Origin of the sequence: Acidovorax sp. LjRoot38, from assembly GCF_964252975.1 — a bacterium.
GTDB lineage: Bacteria > Pseudomonadota > Gammaproteobacteria > Burkholderiales > Burkholderiaceae_C > Acidovorax > Acidovorax facilis.
This window is the reverse complement of record NZ_CAXUPT020000002.1, coordinates 264940-283304: the sequence shown is the minus strand read 5'-3', so window position 1 is coordinate 283304 and position 18365 is coordinate 264940. Positions and strand designations below refer to the sequence as shown.

At 65.5% G+C, this 18365-nt stretch carries 12 protein-coding genes; 4 read left to right on the top strand and 8 right to left on the bottom strand.

The annotated features are described in order from the left end of the window. Nucleotides 1–145: 145 nt before the first annotated feature. Nucleotides 146–1210 carry a recombination-associated protein RdgC gene (locus ACSQ22_RS03820; protein WP_436129476.1) on the bottom strand — a complete coding sequence of 355 codons (1065 nt, stop codon included), beginning with the start codon at nt 1208–1210 and terminating at the stop codon, nt 146–148. 416 nt (nt 1211–1626) lie between these two features. Between ACSQ22_RS03820 and ACSQ22_RS03815 the strand changes: the two genes are divergently transcribed. Further along, a complete protein-coding gene (locus ACSQ22_RS03815; RefSeq protein ID WP_436129475.1) occupies nt 1627–2223 on the top strand; it encodes a Spy/CpxP family protein refolding chaperone in 597 nt (198 codons plus the stop codon). Nucleotides 2224–3235: 1012 nt separating this feature from the next. On the opposite strand, the gene ACSQ22_RS03810 is transcribed toward ACSQ22_RS03815, so the two are convergent. Further along, complete coding sequence (locus ACSQ22_RS03810; protein WP_436129474.1) at nt 3236–8122, bottom strand: EAL domain-containing protein; 4887 nt, start codon at nt 8120–8122, stop codon at nt 3236–3238. A 333-nt stretch (nt 8123–8455) separates the two neighbouring features. On the opposite strand from ACSQ22_RS03810, the gene ACSQ22_RS03805 reads away from it, so the two are divergent. Beyond that, a complete protein-coding gene (locus ACSQ22_RS03805; protein ID WP_176887661.1) occupies nt 8456–8899 on the top strand; it encodes a MerR family DNA-binding transcriptional regulator in 444 nt (147 codons plus the stop codon). Next, nucleotides 8896–9354: a PaaI family thioesterase gene (locus ACSQ22_RS03800; RefSeq protein WP_176887660.1), complete on the top strand. Its 459-nt coding sequence runs from the start codon at nt 8896–8898 to the stop codon at nt 9352–9354. Before ACSQ22_RS03805 ends, ACSQ22_RS03800 begins: the two co-directional genes overlap by 4 nt. A 29-nt stretch (nt 9355–9383) precedes the next feature. On the opposite strand, the gene ACSQ22_RS03795 is transcribed toward ACSQ22_RS03800, so the two are convergent. The 3 genes from ACSQ22_RS03795 to leuA form a co-directional block, all read right to left on the bottom strand. Next, nucleotides 9384–10484: a 3-deoxy-7-phosphoheptulonate synthase gene (locus tag ACSQ22_RS03795; protein ID WP_436129473.1), complete on the bottom strand. Its 1101-nt coding sequence runs from the start codon at nt 10482–10484 to the stop codon at nt 9384–9386. A gap of 142 nt (nt 10485–10626) precedes the next feature. Then, nucleotides 10627–11130, bottom strand: coding sequence for a C40 family peptidase (locus ACSQ22_RS03790; RefSeq protein ID WP_436129472.1), 504 nt, complete (start codon nt 11128–11130; stop codon nt 10627–10629). Between the two features lie 132 nt (nt 11131–11262). Beyond that, nucleotides 11263–12942 carry a 2-isopropylmalate synthase gene (gene leuA / locus ACSQ22_RS03785; RefSeq protein WP_436129471.1) on the bottom strand — a complete coding sequence of 560 codons (1680 nt, stop codon included), beginning with the start codon at nt 12940–12942 and terminating at the stop codon, nt 11263–11265. Between the two features lie 412 nt (nt 12943–13354). Here leuA and ACSQ22_RS03780 point away from each other — a divergent pair, with 412 nt between their 5' ends. Then, a complete protein-coding gene (locus ACSQ22_RS03780; RefSeq protein WP_055393669.1) occupies nt 13355–13717 on the top strand; it encodes a YciI family protein in 363 nt (120 codons plus the stop codon). Between the two features lie 19 nt (nt 13718–13736). Here the strand turns inward: ACSQ22_RS03780 and ACSQ22_RS03775 are convergent, their stop codons facing one another. Genes ACSQ22_RS03775 through ACSQ22_RS03765 form a run of 3 tightly spaced genes read right to left on the bottom strand, consistent with a single transcriptional unit; the run spans nt 13737 to nt 18232 of the window. Then, entirely contained in the window at nt 13737–15662 is a 1926-nt protein-coding gene (locus ACSQ22_RS03775) for a putative bifunctional diguanylate cyclase/phosphodiesterase (protein WP_436129470.1), read from the bottom strand. Next, on the bottom strand, nt 15659–16204 hold the full coding sequence (locus tag ACSQ22_RS03770) for a YfiR family protein (protein ID WP_436129469.1): 546 nt from the start codon (nt 16202–16204) through the stop codon (nt 15659–15661). The genes ACSQ22_RS03775 and ACSQ22_RS03770 overlap by 4 nt, the downstream gene beginning before the upstream one ends. Before the next feature lie 3 nt (nt 16205–16207). Further along, nucleotides 16208–18232, bottom strand: a complete 2025-nt coding sequence (locus tag ACSQ22_RS03765; protein ID WP_436129468.1) for a TonB-dependent receptor plug domain-containing protein — start codon at nt 18230–18232, stop codon at nt 16208–16210. Nucleotides 18233–18365: the final 133 nt, after the last annotated feature.

Here is an 18365-nt window from a genome sequence, read left to right as displayed (position 1 = left end):
GCGAGACAATTAAATATTAACTACCAGAATTGGTAGGTAGGTGTCGCATGCCGGCCAAACCACGGGCAAAACAACCGGCATCTGTTAGGCCAGACACCTCGGCATTCAGGAGAAAGCACCTTCTCAGCTCTCTCACACTCTCCGCTCAAAACGGCGCCGACTCCGGATCCGTATCCACCGGGACTTGCGCAGGGCCCGTCACCACGCCACCAGCGCCACTCTTTCGCGCAGGCGCTGAATTCGTGGGGGCGCGTGATTCCACAGAAGGAGCTGGCATGCTGGCCCCCTCTGAAGCCACCGCAGCTGCCGCACTGGCCACGCCACTCTCCGCCTCTCCGCCCAGCGCCTCGATCAAGTCCGGGATCAGCTTGACCAGCTCGCCGGTGGCAATCGCCACATCGGTGTCAAAACCACCGTCATCGGCCTTGGTGCCCTCGAACACGGCGTCCAGGAACGACACTTTTTTGATCTGCAGCCCCTCTGTGAGCATGAAGGACACGCGGTCGTCCCAGGTCAGTGCCAGCTTGGTGGGCAGCTTGCCGGCGTCGATGTGGGCCTGCACCTCCTCGATATCCAGCGGGTGGCGGGCGTAGCGCACCACGGCTTTTTCCTCGTTGGCGCTTTTGAGTTCGCACTCGCGGTCCACCGTGAAGCCAACGGGCGGCTCCTGTTCCTTGAGCCAGTGGGCCATGGCGGCCTGCGGGCTGGTCTGGGTGTTCAGCAGCGACACCGACAGGCCGGGCAGCGCCTCGATCAGCAGGGTGACCACTTCGTCCGCGCGGCCCTGGCTGGAGGTGTCAAGCACCAGCAGGCGCGAGGTGGTGTCGATCCACACCCATATCGAGCCCTGCTTGGTGAAGGCCATGGGTAGCAGGTCCAGCTTGGCCTCGTCTTTGAGCTCCTTGCTTTCCTTCTTGCCGGGCTTGCGGCCGGTTTCCTGCTCGATGCGCTCGGCCTTTTCTTTTACGCGGCGGGCCAGCACGCTGCCGGGCAGCACTTTGGATTCGACCATGAAGCGCAGGATCCATTGGCCCCCGACCGACTCGGCCAGCGGGCCGTGTGCATCACCGCGCGGGGGCACCCATCCCAGGGACTTTTCCTGGGTGGCACCACATTCCATGAAGGGCGCCTTTGCCAGGGCTTCTTCTACTTGCGTCAATTCAACCTGCCATTGCGGGGCAATGCGGTACACGATCATGTTCTTGAACACAGATAACCTTTTGTTCGGGAGCGTTGGTGGTGAAGCGCTTTCAGCGAGAGCACTTTCTCTATCGGTGAAGCTATTGCCAACGGATGATCGAGCGATCGAACCCGTGAGCAAAAAAGCCCACCCGACACGGGACATGCCATTGTCGGTGGTCGTCGGCACGCAGCCTGCCGCCGGAGCGCACAAGCAACGATGGCCGCCTGAATTAGCTATAAATATAATAGCTATTAACGATTGATGGATAGCCGCTAGCGGCCAATTTTTATAAAAACCTTGATCGCGCAGGCCTGCAGCTTCTTGGCACAACTTTACACAGCGTCATCCAACGCGCACGGCCGCGATACATGCGGGGCGGACACTGACTCTCAATCGCCGGAACGGTCGTTCCAGCGAGCCACCCCCGTAAAAGGACCCACACCATGGCTTTCCGCTTCCAACACCGCCTTGCCACCACCGCTGTTCTGGCCGCGCTGGCCCTGCCTGTTCTGGCCCAGCCAGCCCCAGCCACCCCACCCGCTGCTGGCGCCCCCACAACCGAAGCCGCCCCGCGCTACAAGGCCGGAGAACGGCACGAACGCCACCATGGCGACCGTGCAGAAAAACGTGCCGAGCACCATGCCAAACGCCTGGCCGCCCTCAAGGGCCAGCTCAAGCTGACCGCCGCGCAAGAACCCGCGTGGACAACGTTCACTGCGGCCATGCAACCGGGCGAACGCCCTGCCCGTCTGGACCGCCAGAACATGGACAAACTGACCACCCCCGAGCGCATCGACCGCATGCGGGCCATGCGCGCCCAGCACGCCGCCGAGGCCGACCGCCGCGGCGAGGCCACCAAGGCCTTCTACGCGGCGCTGACGCCCGAGCAGCAAAAAACCTTTGACGCCCAGGCCCACCACGGCCACCGCATGGGAGGCATGGCAGGCATGAGGGGCGACGGCGAAGGTCGACACGGGCACCACGGCATGCGGGGTGGCGAAGGCCGCCATCAGCAACCTCAGGCAGTACCCGCGAAGTAAATCCCCCTGCTGGGACCGCCCTGACGCAGGGGGCGGCTCAGAGGTAGGCGGCGGTTCCCCTCTCTTCTTGCCTGACAAAGCCCGGAGTCCTCCACGGACCCCGGGCTTTGTGCTTTGTGGGATGGAAAAGATTGTCGACGGGCACCCGTTGTGGATAACACTGGGAACAGTTCTGGCACAACTGGACAGTTATCCACACAAAACGGCGATGGCCCGAAGTTGTTGTCTGCGAGCCCCGCCCTTTGTGCAGACCGCCACACAGACTTTGCAGCTGCGCAACCCCGCGCCAACATTGAACAAATTGGCCTTGTCCACAGAAAGTGGCTTGCTCTACTACTACTGCTATTTATATATAGAACTATAGAAGAATAACCAGAACCCTTCGAAATACCATTCCGCGGCGCACGCGCGTTCTGGTGGGCTGCCCCAGAAAGGGGGGATGAACAAGACCTGGGTGCGGACCTCCGTTTTTTGGGCACCGCTTTGCTGAGGTGGAGGTGGAGCGGCACTTGCTGCACGGCTCCTGCAATTCATGTTTGCTATCAATAAAATAGCTAATAGCGCTTATGCAGAATGCGCTAGAGCCAATTTTTTGCAAAAATTTATGACGAACCAGGGTCGGTGCGTAAGACTGGGGATAGTTCTGGCACAACCACGTGGTTATCCACAGAAAAAGACAGCCGCTGTGTTTTGTCCCCGTTCCCGTGACAACGGCAAGAGGGATCGGTGCACAGGGTTGGCGCACCTGCAAGTGCGCGCTGCCGTTGGGAAAAATGCGGTTGTCCACATTCCGTGCCGCCTTCTACTACTACGACTATGTATTTATAGACAACATAAGAAGAAGACAGAGGGACAACTTGGGGCACACCCGAGGGCAGGGGTGGTCATCTGGACGGGGCGATGTTTGGGGGCGCACGAGACACAATCCCAGGGAGAAAACCGCAGCCGACCACCGTGCACGGGGCCGGTTGCGGCAAGGCGATCGGGGAAAACGCGGGGCCGTGCAGGCCGTCTACGCAGCCGCAGGGCGCAGGAAGGCCCCCAGGAGGTCCGCAGACAGGGGGCGGCTGAAGAGGTAGCCCTGGTAGAGCTGGCAGCCCGCGCGGGCCAGCAGCTCGCGTTGCTCGGGGGTTTCCACGCCTTCGGCGATGACTTCCAGGCCCAGGCTGCGCGATAGGCCGATGATGGTGTCCACAATGGCGGCGTCGTTGGGGTCGGTCAGCAGGTCGCGCACAAAGCTCTGGTCGATCTTGAGCTGGTCCAGCGGCATCCGCTTCAAGTAGCTCAGCGACGAATACCCGGTGCCGAAGTCGTCCAGCGAGAAGCCCACGCCGTGCGAACGCAGCGCGGCCATGGTGGCGATGGTGGTCTCCATGTCTTCCACCAGCAGGCTTTCGGTCAGCTCCAGCTTGAGCAGGTGGGCCGGTGCCCCGGTGATGGCCAGCACCCGGGCCACGTCGTCCACAAAACTGGCGTGGCGGAACTGGCGCGAACTCACGTTCACCGCCATGGTCAGGTGGGCCAGCTGCGGGTCGGCCTGCCAGGTGGCCAGGAGCTTGCACGCCGTGTGCAGCACCCAGCGGCCCAGTGGCAGGATGAGCCCGGTTTCCTCGGCCAGCGGTATGAATACGGCAGGGGGCACCATGCCGCGCTGCGGGTGGGCCCAGCGCACCAGGGCCTCTACGCCCACACAGCGGCCCGACTGGTGCATCTGCGGCTGGAAGTGCAGCAAAAATTCCTCCTGCGCCAGTGCGGCACGCAGGTCGGTTTCCAGCCCGGCGCGGGCCGTCACCACGGCCTGCATGTCGGGGTCGAAAAAGCGCAAGGTGTTGCGCCCTGCCGTCTTGGCCTGGTACATGGCCAGGTCGGCCTGCTTGAGCAGCTCGCCCACGCTGGTCAACTCGCCGGTGAAGGGCGCGATGCCGATGCTCGGTGTGCTTCGGTATTGGTAGCCTGCCAGCGCGTAGGGCACGGCCAGCATGGCCAGGATCTTCTCGCCCACCCCCCGCGCGTGCAGGGCCAGTTCGTGGGATTTGGGGCTCAGCTCTTCCAGCATCACCACAAACTCGTCGCCGCCCAGCCGGGCCACCGTGTCCACGCTGCGCACGCAGGTGTTCAGGCGCTGCGCCACCTGCTGCAGCAGCAGGTCACCCTGGTCATGGCCCAGGGTGTCGTTCAGGGTCTTGAAGTTGTCGAGGTCGATGAACAGCAGCGCCCCGCCCTGCTGGCGCCGCTGGGCATTGGCCAGCGCATGGGCCATGCGGTCCATGAGCAGCATGCGGTTGGGCAGGCCGGTGAGCGCGTCGTAGAACGCCAGGCGCTGGATTTCGCGCTCGCTGGCCTTGCGTTGCCGGATGTCGGTGTTGATGGCCAGGATGGATTGCGGCTGGCCGTCATCACCGCGCACCAGGGTCCAGCGGCCCTCGACCTCGATGGTGCTGCCATCGCGGTGGCGCTGCACGATCTCGCCAGTCCACTCGCCTTGCTCCAGCACCGACTGGGTGGCATGGCGAAAGTGGGCGGGGTCGTCGTAAAGCAGGGTCTCGATGGACTGGCCCAGCGCCTGCAGCTGCGACCAGCCGTACAGGCGCTCGGCGCTTTTGTTCCAGAAGATGATGCGGTGTTCCAGGTCACGCACCAGGATGGCGTCCTGCGCCTTGTCCAGCAGCGAGGCCTGGTGGCGGATGCGGGCGTCGGCCAGTTGTCGGTCGATCTCGGACGAAGCGCGCGCGGCAAAGATCTGCAGCGTGGAGGCGATGAAATCCGTCTCCGCAATGGCCTGGCGGAACAGCACGAACACAATGCCCACCACCTCGCCGTCGGCATTGCACAGCTGTTGTCCTGCGTACGCCTGCGCGCCCACGTAACGGAGCACGGGCGCATCCGGATAGCGCTGCTGCACCTTGTCGGCCACCACGTACTCGCGCTGCGTCAGCAGCATGAGGCTGGGCGTGCCCTCGAGACTGTATTCGTCGTTGGGCAGCATCTGGCCGTCCAGCACCGCCGCCAGCGTGACCACCCGGGGTGGTTGCCCTTGCGCATGGGGCAGCAACCGCACCACGCAGCCGCCCTGGGCCCCCAGGGCATCGGCCATGTTGCGCACCAGCTGCACAAAAAACTCGGTGCCCGTGCTGGCCGACACGGCCGCCGCCACCTTGAGCACCGAGGCCTGCAGCCGCTGCTGCGCCTTGTGCGCGCGCAGGCTGGTGATGCCAAAGGCCAGGTCGTTGGAGAGTTCCTGCAGCAGGGCGGCCTCTTCAGGGCTGATCTGCAGAATGTCCGGCGCGTAGAGGTACAGCAGGCCAAAGGTACGGTCGCGGTTGCGATCACGGTCTTGCAAAGGCAGGCAGATCACACCGTGGAAGCCGTGGTCCAGCATGCGCTCGGTCCAGTCGGCAAAGTCGCCTTCGGTGCGGATGTCCTGCACGATCACGGGCTTGCCCGAACGCACGGCCATGCCCGCCGGCCCCCGGCCGTAGGGGTCATCGGCCGACCAGGAAAGCTGCAGGTTTTCGAGGTAGTTCTGGTTGTAGCCCGCGTGGGCTACAGGCTGGATGGACTTGCGTTCGTCGTCCAGCGCAAACCCCACCCAGCCCATGCGGTAGCCGCCAATGTCCACGGCAATCTGGCAGATGGCCTGCAGCAGCGCGGTTTCGGAGGTGGCGCGCACCAGGGTTTCGTTGCAGGCGCTCAGAAGGCGCTGCGCACGGCCCATGCGGGCCAGTTCGCGCTCGGTGCGCAGGCGTTCGGTCACGTCGGTGGCCAGCACCTGGCGTGCCGGGCGGCCATTGAAGCTGATGCTGCCAGCCGTGATCTCCACATCCATGAAGCTGCCGTCCTTCTTGACGTGGCGGCTGATCACTGGCTTGTTGCGCTGGTCGATCGCAATCGCATGCAGGGCCTCCCGGATGGTTGCGTGCCGCTCGGCGGGCCACAGTTCGGTCATGTCCATGGCCAGCAGCTCGGCCTCGGTGTAGCCGTAGTGGGTTTCCATCGACTGGTTCACAGCCTGCAGGCGCAGCGTTTCCTTGTCGTACACCCACATGGGATGGGGATGCTCGTTGAACAGCATGCGGTACTGCTGCTCCGACGCCTTGAGCTGCCCGGCCACATGCCGCAGCTGCACCATGGCCCCAAGGGATTCGGTAAGGATCTCCAGGTGCGCCACGTCGCGCCGCGAGAACGCGTTGGGCTTGTCAGACGTCACCTTGAGCGAGCCCACCACCCCCTGCGCCGTGCGCAGCGGCACCGCCATCACGGAGCGCACGCCATGGCGGTGGGGCAGCGAAGCCATGTCCCAGCCCTCGGCCTCGGTGTCGTTGCACACCACGGTGCGCCCTTCACGCAGTGCGGGCCAGAGCAGGCTCTGGTCCACGGCCAGCAGGTGCCCCACGGGCCGCACATGGTCGCCTGCCGAGGCCTGCGCCACCAGCTGGTGGCCCTGCAACAGCTCCACCAGCGCGCCCCGGGCCAGCGTCTGGCGCAGCACCGTGTCGGCCACCAGTTGCAGCACGTCGGGCAGGGGCATGTCCAGCGACGAGATGCGCTGCTGCACATGCAGCAGCTCGGCATGGTTCTGCGCATCACGCTGCGCGTCGAGCTCGGTCAGCTTCTGTACGCTGATGTCGGTCATGCCGCCCACCATGCGCACGGCCTTGCCGGAGGAGTCGCGGATCAGGAAGCCCCGGTCCAGCACCCAGGCATACGTGCCGTCCTTCCGAAGAAAGCGGTACTCGGCCGACCAGTGGTTGTCGGTGCCATCAATGGCTGCGTGGATGCTGTGGAGGATTTCCTGGCTGTCGTCGGGGTGCAGCCGCAGGGTCCAGGAGGTGCTGTCGGGGGGCAGCTCGTCCAGCGGCACGCCGAACAGGTTCTGCATGCCCTCGTTCCACCACATGGCATCGGTGTGCAGGTTCCAGTCCCACACAGCATCGGCCGTGGCACGCGAGACCAGGTGAAAGCGTTCTTCGCTCTCGCGGCGTGCCTGCCGCGCCTGGTGCTGGACCGAGATGTCCTGGAAGGCGCCCTGGATGCGGATGATCTGGCCATGGGCATCACGCGCCGCCTGTCCTGCTGTGCGCACCCAGAATCGCCCGCCGCCAGGCATGGCCACCTCAGCCTCGACGTCGAAGGGGGTGCCATGGTGCATGCATTCATCAAAGGCCTTTTGCAGGTGCACCCGGTAGGGCGGGGTGTACAGCTGCAGCACCTGGGCCAGGCTGCCTACGCGGTGGGTGAGCCCGTAGGCGGCAGCGATCTCCTGTGACCAGGTCAGTTGGAGGCTGGGGAGCTCTACCGTCCATCCCCCGATGCGCGCAATCTGTCCTGCCACGCGCAGCGCATCGCTCTGGGCCAGCATCTCCGCATGCATCTGGTCGCGCTCTTGCACCAGCTGGGCCAGCAGGCGCTTCTGGCGGCGCAGCTCCAGCTGTACCATGGCCTGGCCTGCCAGGATCTTCAGACCGTCGAGCTGCTCGTCCCCCAGCGTGCGGGGCACGGTGTCCAGCACCGCCAGCGTTCCCAGTGCAAAGCCCTCCGGAGTAACAAGGGGCACGCAGGCGTAAAAACGAACACGGGGTTCGCCCACCACCAGCGGATTGCCCGCAAATGCGGGGTGCTGGCGGGCGTCCGGCACCACCACGGCATCGCGGTTGCCATCCAGCGCATGGACGCAAAAGGCAATGGCACGGTCGGTCTGCGCGAAAGGCACGCCCACAGCTGCCTTGAACCACTGGCGCTCGCTGTCTACAAAGTTGACCACGGCCATGGGGCAGCCGCAGACGCGCGCGGCCAGTGTGGCCAACTGGTCAAACGCGTCTTCCGGGGGGGTATCCAGGATGGCGTAGGACTGCAGTGCGTGGAGCCGCGCGGCCTCTTGGGGTGCGTGCGCAGGCGGCATGGTGGTTACGCTGGGGCCAGGCCCAGGGGCACGCATCCGACCTCCAGGCGCCTTGCTGCCTGGGGAGGGTTGTAGGAGGGCCGGAGTTGCGTCAACAAGGAAGTGGGGCGGTAAGGCGGCACATGCCGGACGGCCCAGCCGCTGCAGGAAGTCGCAAACGCCGGGGCCACAACTTGTAATAAAGCAGCAATGCTACACCGCACAGACCCATGTTGACGCACCGCAGCATGCGGGTTTGCCCCAAAGGGGAAACCGGCCCAGCGTCCACGGGCAGCGCGGAAACAGTCGCCAAGGCAACCTTCGCGCAGCATCAGGCTTGCTAGCCTGTGTGCCATGCAGATCTCCGAACTTGCCCGCCAGGCCTCTGTGTCCGTCCACGCCCTGCGCCACTATGAACGGCTGGGGCTGATTCGCCCGCACCGCCGGGCCAACGGATACCGGGACTATCCCGCCAGCATCAAGCGCGAGGTGGTGTTCATCGCCATGTCCCGCCAGCTGGGCTTTGCGCTGCCGCACATTGCCCGGCGGCTTGACGACTACCGTGCCGGCACGCTGGGCATCGACGACATGGTGCTGGCCCTGCAGGAACGCGTGGCCGCGCTGGAGCAGCAGATCGGCCAGTTGCAGGCCCAAAAGCAAGTGGTGCTCGACCACCAGGCGTGGCTGCAGGCGCAACAGACACGCAAGCGAGAGACACCCCGCGCCTGGCCGCGCGTGCGGCCCAGCACATCCACCAAGTCCCCCTCCCAAACCCCAACCTCCAGGAAAACGCCATGACTTTGTCTTCGCCATCCCCTTTGCCCACGGCCTCCATCGCCGCATTGCAGGCCTTTGTGCTGGCCATGCCCATGGCCCGCACGCTCGGGCTGCGCTTCGTCCACGCCGAACCGGGCCGGGTCGAGATGGAGATTCCGGTGAGTGAGGCCTTCAGTTTTCGCCCCGGCCAGTTACAGGCCACGGCTGTGTTTGCCGTGGCCGACTTTGCGGCGGTGGCGGCAGCGGGCAGCGTGTTGCCGCCGGGGTGGACCAATGCCACGGTGGACGCGACCGTGAAACTCGTGGCGCCTGCCCGGGGCGTTTGCCTGCGCGCGCGCGGGCGTGTGGTGGATGCGGGGCGGTTACTCACCGTCTGCGCGTCCGACGTTTTTGCGGTGGACGGGAACGGCCAGGAAACCCTGTGCGCCACGCTCCTGGCCACGGCGCGCAATATCGATCCCGCCGCTGCGCGGTAGGTGGCGGGCCGTCCCGTTCTGCGGTGGGATTACGCCCGCGAGCGCCGCGCCCGCACGGCGGCCGCCAACCTTTCAAGCACCGGCACGGTCTGCGCCAGGCTGATGCAGGCGTCAGTCACCGACACACCGTGTTGCAGCGGCTGGCCGGGCACGATGTCCTGTCGGCCTTCGTTCAGATGGCTTTCGATCATCAGGCCGGTGATGCGCGCATCACCGGCTGCAATCTGCTCGGCCACTTCTGCCGCCACCGTGATCTGACGCTGGTGCTGCTTGCTGCTGTTGGCATGGCTCACGTCGATCATCACCTGCTCGCGCAGGCCCGCCGCCGTGAGCATGGCGCAGGCAGCATCCACATCGGCAGCGCTGTAGTTAGGCTGCTTGCCGCCGCGCAGGATCACATGGCAGTCCTGGTTGCCGCGCGTCTCAAAAATGGCGGCCTGGCCCATCTTGGTCATGCCCATGAACGCGTGCGATGCCTGCGCGGCCTGGATGGCGTCGCTGGCCACCTTCACGCCGCCATCCGTGCCGTTCTTGAAGCCCACGGGGCACGACAGGCCACTGGCCAGCTGGCGGTGGCTCTGGCTCTCGGTGGTGCGCGCGCCTATCGCGCCCCAGCTCACCAGGTCGCTGATGAACTGTGGCGAGAGCAGGTCCAGAAATTCGGTGCCCACCGGCAGGCCCGTGGCCAGCACATCGAGCAGCAACTGGCGCGCCAGCTCCAGCCCTTCGTTGATGGCAAAACTTCCATCCAAGTGCGGATCGTTGATGTAGCCCTTCCAACCCACCGTGGTGCGCGGCTTTTCAAAGTACACGCGCATGACGACGAGCAGATCGGCCTGCAGCGCATCCGCCTGTTGCTTGAGCTGGCGCGCGTAGTCCATGGCCTGGTCGTGGTCGTGGATGGAGCAGGGCCCCACCACCACGATGAGCCGGTCGTCCTGCCCGTGCAGGACGCGTGAGATGGCGGCGCGGCTCGATTCGACCAGCGCCTGAGCCGCATCGGGTGCGGGCAGCCACTCCTGCAGCAGCGCAGGCGTAATCAGCGGGCGCACGGCCTTGATGCGCGTGTCATCAATGCGGGTGGTGTCGTGGGTGGAAATGGGGTTGGCGGAGCGGTGTGCGTGGGTCATGGTGGCCCCGATTGTCGCGGAGCCGCCGTTGCCTACTGGTCAAGGAGGTGGTCACACGGCTCGGAACTGGCGCGGCCCAGGCCAGTGACGCAGAGCAAGGGCCGCCCCGCAGCGAGTGCGTCGTCCCCCTCAGGGGGAGCCTCTACGGCCTGCGGAACGCCGCATTCTGCCGCGCCCAATGGCGCGACTGCAGGTGATCCAGCCGCACCGTTCCGCCCGTGGAGGGCGCGTGCACAAAACGCCCTTCCCCCACATAGATGCCCGCATGGTTGGGCTGGCGGCCGGTGCCAAACACCACCAGGTCTCCGGCGCGCAACTCGCCACCGTCGATTCGGTATCCCCAGTTGTTGAGCTGCGCCACCGTGCGCGGCGGCGGTGTGCCGACCTGGTTGCGGTACACGTAACCAATCAGCCCGCTGCAGTCGAAACCCGAGTCGGGCGTGTTGCCGCCGTAACGGTACGGCGTGCCCACCAGGCCCAGTGCGTGGATGGCGATGTCGTGTGCCTGCTCGGCGGTCAGGGGCGGCGTGGTGCGGATCGGGGCGGACGAAGAAGAAGTCGAAGGCGGCCGTGAGGTGCCACAGCCGCCCAGGGCCAGCAGGGCGGCGGTGCAGGCGGCAAAGGCCAGACTGTGAAAAACGCGCATGGACCGAAGGGTAACGGATGGAGCCTGGCGCATGCGCTGACCCCGTTCCTGCCTTGGGGATATTGGTCAAAAATGCCGCCAACGCTTGTGCATCAAGCGTTGGCAGCTATCTTTTTTACAACACTTGGGAGCTCATGCCGTCGCAGTGATTTTGGCCGTCTGGCGCCGCAGCAGCAACCGGTTGGCTACGCTCACGATGGCCTGTACCGACGCCGTCACGATGTTGTGGCTGGCCCCCGCGCCAAAGGTGGAGCCCGCCACGCCGTCCATGGCCGCTTCCACAATCGCCAGCGCCTGGGCGTTAGCGCCCGTGCCGGTGGCGCGCTCTTCATAGTGGTCCACGCGCAGCGGCAGGCCGAGGGCATCCACCGTGGCGGCAATCGGCCCGTTGCCCTGGCCGCGCAAATGCTGGCGCGTGCCGTCGATGGTCACGTCCAGCTCGATGCCCTGCCCGTCTTCATCCAGCTTGTGGCTGTGGCAGGTGATGGTGGCGTGCGCAGGCGCTTTCAGGTACGTGGTCTGGAACAAGTCCCACAGCGCCTCGCCGCTCATTTCGCCCTCGCTCGCGTCCGTCTGCCGTTGCACTACCGCGCTGAATTCGACCTGCATGCGGCGCGGCATCACCACGCCGTGTTCGCGTTCGAGCAGGAAAGCAATGCCGCCCTTGCCCGATTGGCTGTTCACGCGGATCACGCTGTCGTAGGTGCGGCCGAGGTCCGCCGGGTCGATGGGCAGGTACGGCACTTCCCACAAGGCGTTCGGGTCCTGCGCGGCAAAGCCCTTTTTGATCGCATCCTGGTGCGAGCCCGAGAATGCGGTGAACACCAGGTCGCCAGCGTACGGGTGGCGCGGGTGCACGGGCAGCGAGGTGCATTCCTCGGCAATGCGCGCGACCGAGGTGATGTCCGAGAAGTCGAGGTTCGGGTGCACGCCCTGCGTGTACATGTTGAGCGCCAGCGTCACGATGTCCACGTTGCCGCAGCGCTCGCCGTTGCCGAAGAGGCAGCCTTCCACGCGGTCGGCGCCGGCCATCATCGCGAGTTCTGCCGCCGCCACGCCGGTGCCCCGGTCGTTGTGCGGGTGCACCGAGAGCGTGATGTGCTCGCGCGGGCTGAGGTGCCGGTCCATCCACTCGATCTGGTCGGCGAACACGTTGGGCGTGGCGTTCTCCACCGTGGTGGGCAGGTTGATGATGATGGGACGGCCGGGGCCCGCGTTCCATGCGGCAATCGCGGTCTGGCAGGCCTTGAGGGAAACGCTGAGCTCGGTGGCGCTGAAGGTTTCGGGTGAATACTGCAAGGTCCACTGCGTTTCGGGCTGTGCATCGGTAAGCTGCTTGAGGTAGCCCACGTGGTGCGCGATGAGCTGCATCACCTGCGTCACGTTCATGCCGAACACGATGCGCCGCCATGCGGGGGCCGTGGCGTTGTAGAGGTGCACGATGGCGCGGGGGGCTCCTTTCACGGCCTCCACGGTGCGCGCAATGAGGTCTTCGCGCGACTGGGTCATGACCATGATGGTCACGTCATCGGGGATGAGGTTCTCGTCGATGAGGCGGCGCACAAAGTCGAAGTCCGTCTGCGATGCTGCCGGAAAACCGACCTCGATCTCCTTGAAGCCGATGCGCACCAGCTCTTCAAAGAGCTTCATTTTGCGCTCGCCGTTCATGGGCTCGAACAAGGCCTGGTTGCCGTCGCGCAAATCGGTGGACAGCCACACGGGCGCGTGGGTGATGCTGCGAGTGGGCCACTGGCGGTCGGTCAACGCGACCGGGGCAATGGGCTGGTACTTGGTGGCGGGTTTGGAAATCATGACAAAGGCTCCACGAACGGTGTGTGCGGTGTGAAAGACACGGTGCACAGGTCAAACGAATCTAGAAACGAATGACATCCCCTGCAGCCCTTTGCATGTGCAAAGGCTGGTTCGCGGGCCGGGGTCAGGGGGAGATCAGGTGTTGCGCTGAGCGGATCAGGCAACGGTGGCGAACGCAGGCAGACCCCGGCCAGGCACTAGGCCTAGCGATAGGGTGGATAGGAGCATGCTGCGTTGCATAGGGGGCAAAGATAGCACAGGCTTGCTGCGGTGCGCAATAATTTTGATGAAAATTGCCGATAGCGCTTGATGGATAAGCGCTGATAGCTATCAAAATAATAGTGAATACTGCTGATAGGATGGCGCCTTTCGCTGCGTGCCCTCCCCATCTGTTTCGTCAGGAGATCTTTTTATGGCCTACATGCTGCTCATCATGGAACCCCACGGCCAACGGGCCGAGCGGGGGCTGGCGGGGGGCCAGGAGGCCTACGCGCGCATGCTGCGTTTTGGCGAAGGCCTGCAGGCCCGGGGCCTGCTGCGTGCCTCCGAATCGCTGGCCTCCACCGAGCAGGCCGTGCGCCTGCAGGTGCGCGAAGGCCAGGCCCGCATGGTCGATGGACCCTTTGCCGAGACGAAAGAAATGGTGGGTGGCTTTTACCTGCTCGACTGCGCCACGCGCGAGGAGGCTGTGGCCATTGCCCGCGAATGCCCGGCCGCCGAATGGGCCACTGTCGAGGTGCGCGAAGTGGCGCCGTGTTACCACGGGGCTTTGTGATCCGGGGCACTGACGCTTTTCACACTCCCCGGCGCGCAGTGCCTTCCTGCAGCTGTGCCTGAAACTCCCCCACCGGCATGGGCCGCGCAAACAGGTAGCCCTGCAGCACATCGCAGCCCTGGCGCACCAGGTAGTCGGCCTGCTCGGGCGTTTCCACCCCTTCGGCTGTGATCTGCAGCCCCAGCCCGTGGGCCAGCGCCACGATGGCGGTGACGATGGTGCGGCTGTGTTCCTGGCCGGGAAGGTCCTTGACAAAGCTGCGGTCGATCTTGAGGCGCCGCATCGGCAACTGCCGCAGGTAGGCCAGGGAGGAGTAGCCGGTGCCAAAGTCGTCAATGGCCAGGTGGATGCCCAGCTGGCTCAGGCGGTGAAGGGTGTGCGCACCGGCCTCCATGTTGTCCATCAGCACGGTTTCGGTGAGTTCGATTTCGAGCAGGTGGGCGGGCAGGCCCTCTTCGCGCAGGATGTCCATCACGCGCTCCAGAAACTGCGGGTCGCCCAACTGCCGTGCCGAGATGTTGACCGACACCCGGAGCGGCCCGCCCGCCTGCCACCGGGCGGCATCGCGGCAGGCCGTGCGCATCACCCAGTAGCCCAGCGGCACGATGAGGCCGCAGTCCTCGGCCACCATCACGGCCTCCAGCGGCGAAACGTTGCCCAGCTCCGCATGCGACCAGCGCAGCAGCGCCTCGGCGCCCACCAGCGCGCGGTCGGTGGCGGCAAAAAGCGGCTGGTAGTGCAGCGCGAGGCCCTCGCCCTGCTGGAGCGCGGCGCGCAGTGCATGCTCGATGGCCTGGCGCCGGACCACCGCCTGGTTCATCGACGCGTCAAACCGCACACAGCGGTTCTTGCCCATTTCCTTGGCGCGGTACATGGCCGTATCGGCATTGCTGACCAGGCCGTCCATGTCGGCCGCATCACCCGGAAAGGTGGCGATGCCCGCGCTGCAGGTCATGGTCATCTGCTGGCCGACTTCGGTGAACGAATGGTGGAAGGTGCCAACAATCCGCTGGCCATAGGTGTTGAGCGCTGCGTCGTCCATGTCCAGCGGCAGGATCACGGCGAACTCGTCGCCCCCCAGGCGCGAGATCGCATCGGTGCTGCGCACCACGGACTGCAGGCGCCGCGCCACCTGGCGCAGCAAACCGTCCCCGGCCGCATGCCCGAAGGTGTCGTTGAGCGTCTTGAAATTGTCGAGATCGATGTACACCAGGGCCACGCGGGTGCCCTGGTCCCGGGCGGCTTCGATCGCTGCGGCCAGGCGTTCATTGAAGGCGTGCCGGTTGCCCGTGCCCGTGACGGCATCGGTATGGGCGAGCGCGTGCAGCCGGTTCTCGGCGTTGCGCACGGCCGCCTGGCTGCGCAGCACCATGGCGGCGGCCATGGCCATCACACACCCGGCAATCAGCAACGCGCTGACAAAACGAATGGCCAGGCGCGAGTACACCGCGCGCATGGACTTGCGAAAGTACAGGGTTCCCTCTGCCACGCCCGACGTTTCAACCGGCCGGGCAATCTCCAGCACGCTCACCCCCGCACGCTCGGTCAACCCGCCCATGCCAGCGGCCGCCAGCGTGGCGGGGAAGCTGTCGCCAGGCCCGCGTGTGTAGTGCGCCAGCAGCAGGCCCTGCGCGTCGTACACCCCGGCGCCCAGCACCATGGGCGACGACTTCAGCGCCGCGAGCATCTCGTTGGCCGTGCGCGCATCTCGGAACATGACAGCGGCCGCCATGTTGTCCGCGACGATGGCGGCCTCCACGCGGCTGTCCTGCAGCATGGACTGGCGCGTGCTCCAGTAGTCCAACCCCGTGAGTGCCAGCACCACCGTCAAAAGCGCCAGGCCCGCCGCCAGGATGCCCGTTACCACCAGCCTGGACGACAGCAGCACGGGCGGCAGCGGTGGCGCCGGGATGGCAATCTGGGGTTCGGGGGCCTGGGTTCTCATCGGTACACCTTGGCCAGCCGCAGCAGTCGGGAGCTGATCGTGAGACCCGCCTTGGCGGCGGCGTCGGGGCTGATGCCGAACACGATACGCCCTTCCTGCTGGGTGAGAGCGATGACGATCTCCGGGTTGACGAAGGTCAGCTCATCCGAGACCGTCAGCACGCCATGGCCCTGAGACAGGGTTCGAAGCGCTCGCAATGCCTGCTCCACGTCTGCGTTTTGCAGGATGAGCACCCTGCAGTCGCGCAGGCTGGCCATCTCCAGCAGCCTGATCCGCACGGTACGGCCTTTGGCGGCCTGTTTGCCTTCCAGGGCGGTCAGGGGGCGCTTGAGTGGACTGAAGGGCGAGACGCAGACGGTCAGTTCGCTGCCCATGGCGCTGTCGTTGTCAGGCCATTCGATGAACTGGATGAAGTTGAAGATATAGGCGGCCTTGAGGTCGGGTTCTTCCACGGGGTTGGTGGCATGCGCCAGGCCGACCAACCCGCCCAGCAAACACAGGCCGAACCACAGTATCTTGCCCAGGTGGATGGCGTGGTACATGGCTCAGAACGCGTAGGTGAGCTTGAGCCGGTAGGTCCGTCCATCCTGCCGGATCGATTCTTCGCGGATCTCGTACGAGGCGGGGTCTGCATGCCGGTGGTTGAACAGGTTGTAGACGCCCATCGACACGTCCACATCCGCAAAGCGTTGTGTGTAGACGAGATTGGTGACGATGGTCCCCGGCAGGCGTGCGCCCGAACGGGTTGCACGCGCGCCCACGCCGATGGCCTCCACGGCATATTGGCCCGGCCTGCCAGCGCCTTGCGTTCCCCACGCGCCCAGCGCCAGGGTGTCCGACCACTGGACCTTGAGCAAGTGCCGGGGAGAGTTCGTCAGCGGCTGGGGGGTGCTGGTGTTGCGTGCCTTTTGCCAGCCATAGGCCACACGCAGGCGCGAGCCGCCTTGCCAGCGCTGTTCCACCTCGGCTTCCAGCCCGTGAACGCGCACGCTGCCGGTGTTGCCGAAGGTCAGTCTTTCCGCTGCGTTCGCATCGCCCAGCGCGATCAGGTCGGTCACCTGCGACCGGAACGCCGTCAGCAGCATGCGGGTGGCGCCGGTGGGGGCATGTTCGAGGGCCAGCTCTGTGGTGCGCACCTTTTCCGACCGAAGCCCCTCCGAGCTGACGATGCCGCCGGGCAGGTCCACGCGGTAGTCGCGTTCGTAGGCATTGGGGGGCCGGTAGGCCGTGCCGTGCAGCAGCTTGAGGGCGGTGGAGGGGTTCCACCAATACACCAGGCCCAGCCGGGGATGGAAGCTGCCCGCACTGCCGGACTGCTTGCCCCAGCGCAGCCCGGTGTGCAGCGTGAGTGTGGGCGCCAGCGCAAATTCATCCTGCATGTAGATGCCCAGCGCATCGCCCGAGCGGCGGGTGTCCAGGTACTGGGCGGGTGGGTCCAGATCGACGTTGAGCTGCTGGATGCGGGTGTCGCGCCGGTAGTCTATGCCCCAGGCGAGCTTGTGGCGTGCAAACGCCGTGCTGACCCACTGCCAGTCGGTGCCCCACCACTGCCCGGTGCCGACGTCGCGGTTGACCGTGAGGGGTGGGTAGTCGTACACATAGTCGCCCACGAAGCGGTAGCGCCCGGCGTGTACGCGGCCGGTGAGCGCCAGTGAGGACGAAATCTGGTGCGTGGTTTCGGCCGCCAGGCGGGTGGTGGTGTCGATGTAGCGCGAGCGTGGGTCGTTGAAGGCCTGCGAGAACGAAGCCGTGGGCGTGCCCTTGGTGCGCTCGCCATGGGCCAGGGTGAGCGTGAGCCCCTCCCGCTGCATGCGGGCAAACAGCTGCGTGTTGCGGTCGAAATCCAGGCGGTGCGCTACACCATGGTGGGTCTCGGGCGCGTCAAACGCCGAAAAGTACTGATCTGCCCCCCGGCTGCTGGAGCGCGTCACCGCGACGAGCCAGTCGCTGCCCTGGGCATCCACCGTGCCCAGCGAGAAGCGTGCCTTGGCGCTGCCTTGGCTGCCCGCCTCCACGCTGATCTGCGGCCCGGCCAGCTGGCGGCCGTTGCGCGTGATGACATTGACCACGCCAAAGAACGCATTGGCGCCATACACCGCAGAGCCCGGCCCGGGAACGAACTCCACGCGGTCCACCAGGTCCAGGTCGAGCGGGAAATCCGTGCCTATGGTGGCCTGGTCGTAGAGGTTGTCGTTAAAGCGCACGCCGTTGACCAGCAGCAGCACCCGGGTGTTGTAGTCGCCCGGTGTGGCAAAGCCGCGTGTGCCAAGGTAGTGGTAAGAGCGGTCGTACGAGACATACAGCCCGCGCATGCTGCCCAGCACTTCCGCCAGCGTGCGATAGCCAAAAAGCCGGATGTCGTCTGCGGTCACCACGCTCACCACGGCGGGCGCTTCCAGGGCGGTTTGCGCATACCGGCTGGCCGTCCGGACCTCCATCTGCATGAGCTGTTCCAGCGGCAGCTGGGCAATGTCCGCCTGCGCGGCAGCGTGGGATGCAAAGCCACACAGCAGCGCCAGCACCAGCTGCTGTGTCCGCTGGGTTGTATTGGGTTCCGATCCTCTTTGCATGGGTGGTGCACCCGCTGTGGTGAGGGCCCGCGCATGCAGGCCAGGTTCGTGAATCAGTGGGGCGAAAGGTTTACAAAGTGTATCCATCGCCGGGACCGAACAGTCCCTCCGGGGATCGGTGATGACCCCTAGA